The sequence below is a fragment of the Deinococcus phoenicis genome (assembly GCF_000599865.1).
GTDB classification, from domain to species: domain Bacteria; phylum Deinococcota; class Deinococci; order Deinococcales; family Deinococcaceae; genus Deinococcus; species Deinococcus phoenicis.
In genome coordinates this window covers 1-2,969 of the sequence record NZ_JHAC01000087.1, presented here as the reverse complement: position 1 = coordinate 2,969, position 2,969 = coordinate 1, and the positions used below count along the sequence as shown (strand labels likewise).

At 72.6% G+C, this 2,969-nt stretch carries 4 protein-coding genes; 3 read left to right on the top strand and 1 reads right to left on the bottom strand.

Annotation, left to right across the window (positions count from 1 at the left end; genetic code table 11):
* From DEIPH_RS17530 to DEIPH_RS17520, 3 genes are all read left to right on the top strand, one after another.
* On the top strand, positions 1-771 hold a 771-nt coding region (locus DEIPH_RS17530), incomplete at its 5' end, for a c-type cytochrome (protein ID WP_051517497.1).
* On the top strand, positions 768-1,340 hold the full coding sequence (locus tag DEIPH_RS17525; RefSeq protein WP_152545020.1) for a Rieske 2Fe-2S domain-containing protein: 573 nt from the start codon (positions 768-770) through the stop codon (positions 1,338-1,340). The genes DEIPH_RS17530 and DEIPH_RS17525, both read left to right, overlap by 4 nt.
* Before the next feature lie 2 nt (positions 1,341-1,342).
* Positions 1,343-1,840 (top strand): GNAT family N-acetyltransferase, encoded by a 498-nt coding sequence (locus tag DEIPH_RS17520; RefSeq protein ID WP_034360778.1) that lies wholly within the window; start codon positions 1,343-1,345, stop codon positions 1,838-1,840.
* Here DEIPH_RS17520 and DEIPH_RS17515 read toward each other — a convergent pair.
* The gene (locus DEIPH_RS17515) at positions 1,807-2,934 is read right to left on the bottom strand and encodes an LLM class flavin-dependent oxidoreductase (protein WP_034360776.1); all 1,128 of its coding nucleotides are present in this window, start codon (positions 2,932-2,934) and stop codon (positions 1,807-1,809) included. The genes DEIPH_RS17520 and DEIPH_RS17515 overlap by 34 nt on opposite strands.
* Positions 2,935-2,969: the final 35 nt, after the last annotated feature.

Sequence of the window (2,969 nt, the reverse complement as noted above, 5' to 3'; positions counted from 1 at the left end):
GTGGCCGCAGCGGCGCTGGTGACGGCAGCGGGGGCGCTGACCTTCGTGCCGCGCTGGCAACTCGCGTCGCTGAATCCGGGTGAGGCGCAGATTGTCCGGGGCACGCTGGCCCTGCCGGCATTGCAGCGCCGGGCCGAGGCCACGCGGGACAGGGCCGCGTATCTGGCCTGGGGCAAGGCCGCCTTCGACAGCGGGCAGTACGGCCAGGCCGTCACCGCCTACGGCAACGCGCTGAAGCTCGACCCCCGGCAGCCGGAGGCGCTGCGCCGCCTGGGCATCCTATTGCTGACCCGGCCCGGTCAACCGGAGGGGCAGACCGCAGCCAACCCCGAGGACGCGCGCCAGGCCTTCCTCCTGATCCGGACGGCGGCGCAACTCGCGCCGAAGGAGCCGGAATCGCAACTGCTGCTGGGCTTCGCGCTGGCCCGCTTCGGGCAGGACGCCGACGCGCTGAGGGCGCTGGAACGGTACCGGACGCTGGACCCCGCGGGCCGCGAGGCGGATGAACTGATCACCGCCATCCGCGCCCGCCAGAACGAGACGGACCCCGGCCTGCGCGTGTACGCCGCGAGCTGCGCGAGCTGTCACGGGCCGGTGGGGGGCGGCGGCGCTTTCGGCCCCAGCCTGCGCGTCTCCACGCTGACGCGGGAAGCCCTGCGGGACATCATCCTGCACGGCAAAGGCGCGATGCCCGCCTTCCCCGACCTGAAGGCAGCGGACCTGAACGCCATGCTGACGGTGCTGGAGCGCTGGCAGAAGGCAGGGCCGTGAACCCTGGCAAACTCAGCCGCCGCGCCCTGCTGGAACGCTGGTGGGTCCTCCCGGTGGCGGGCACGCTGGGGGCGTTCGGCTATATGGGCTGGTACGCCACCCACGTGACCTTCGGCAAGGAGCAGGTGGGCGCGCCTGACTTCCAGCCGGGCGCGCCGCTGCGGGTGGCCGCGCGTTCCGCTCTGGCACAGAACTGGGCCGAAGTCCACTTCACCTACGCGGGCCGGCCCTGTACCCTCCTGCGCCTCCCCCGCCCCGTGCCCGGGGGCCTGAGCGTGGGCGGCACCCACTACGCCGCCTTCAGCCGGGTCTGCACGCACCTGGGCTGCCGCGTGAATCTGGTGCGCGACCCGGAGGTGCTGGCCTTCGCGTACAACTACCGCCCACCCGGGGATGACCGGCACCCGCAACTGGGCTGCCCCTGTCACTTCAGCGTGTTCGACCCCCTCAGGGCCGGGGAAGCCGTGTTCGGCAAGGCCAACGCCCCCTTGCCCCGCGTGCGGCTGGAGGCGCGCGGGAATGATCTGTACGCGACCGGCACCGAGCCTGCGCCCCCGGCGGGCGGCTAGGCATGCAGAGCCTGACCTTCACACGCGGCGACCTGGCGGCGGCCTCGGCGGTGCTGACCGCGACCGCCGCCCGGCTGACGGAACGCGGCGAGGCCCTCTGGCCGCTCCCCAGCCTGACACCCGAACGTCTTCTGCGGCACTACCCGGCGGAAGGCTGGCGCGTGGCCTGGCAGGGTGCCGCCGCAGTGGGTACGTTCGTGCTGCTGGGCACCGATCCGCTGTTCTGGCCGGACGACCCGCCCGGCGAGGCGCTGTATCTGCACAAGCTCGGCATTCACCCGCGCGCGCAGGGGCGTGGGCTGGCTCCCCTCCTGCTGGCGGAAGCCGCGCGCGAAACCCGCGAGGCGGGGGCTGCCTTCCTGCGGCTGGACACCGCCGCCGACCGCCCCAAACTCCGGGCGCTGTACGGGGCGGCGGGGTTCCGGGCGGTGGACGAGCGGGAGATCAGGGGCTTCCAGGTGGTGCGCTACGAGTTGCCGTTGGCGGACAGCCCGGCCTGAAGCCCCGCTGCGCCGGCATTTCGGCGCGCGATCTCGGCGCGGACCACGGGGGCGACCTCGGTGCCGTACAGTTCGATGGACTTCATGATCTGCGCGTGGGGCAGGGTCCCGACGCTCATCTGCATCAGGAAACGCTGGTGGCCGAACAGGTCGTGCTGAAAGAGGATTTTCTCGGTGACCTGCTGCGGGTCGCCCACAAACAGCGCGCCGCGCAACGAACGGTCGCCCTCGAAGTGGGCGCGGGTGATCGGCGGCCAGCCCCGCTCCCGCCCGAGCTGGTTCATGACCGCCGCGTGAACCGGATAGGCCTCGTCGGCGGCCTGCTGCGAGGTGGGCGCGATGAAGCCGTGCGAGTTGATCCCGAGGGCGAGCCGGGCCGGGTCGTGCCCGGCGGCGCGGGCCGACTCGCGGAAGAGGGTGGCGAAGGGCACGAAGCGCTCTGGCATCCCACCGATGATGGCCAGGGCCATCGGCAGGCCGAGCGTCCCCGCGCGCCGGGCCGAGGCCGGCGTGCCCCCCACCGCGAGCCAGATGGGGAGTTGCTCTTGCAGGTGGCGCGGATACACTCCCTCGCCGCGCAGCGCGGGACGGGTGCGCCCCTGCCAGACGACATGTTCGTGGTCCCGCGCCCTGAGCAGCAACTCCAGCTTCTCGGCGAACAGCGCGTCGTAGTCGGCGGGTGCACCGCCCAGGAACAGCGGGAAGGACTCCGCGAAGGACCCGCGCCCGGCCATGATCTCGGCCCGACCCCCCGAAATCAGGTCCAGCGTGGCAAACTGCTGGTAGACCCGGACGGGGTCCTCGGTGCCCAGGACCGTCACGGCACTGGTCAGGCGGATGTGGCGCGTGCGCGCGGCGGCGGCGGCCAGCACCATCGCCGGCGCGGACACGAGGTAGTCGGGCCGGTGATGTTCGCCGACGCCGAACACGTCGAGGCCGACCTGATCGGCCAGTTCCACCTCCTCGAGCAGGTCTTTCATCCGCTGCCCGGGGCTGACGGTGAGACCGGTGGCGGGGTCGGGCGTGCGTTCCGCGAAGGTGTAGAGGCCCAGTTCGAAGGGGCGGGGTTCAAAAGGTGGCGTGGGGGTGGGCATGGGCTTCTCCTGGGTGGGGCGGGGGGGGCTCGCCC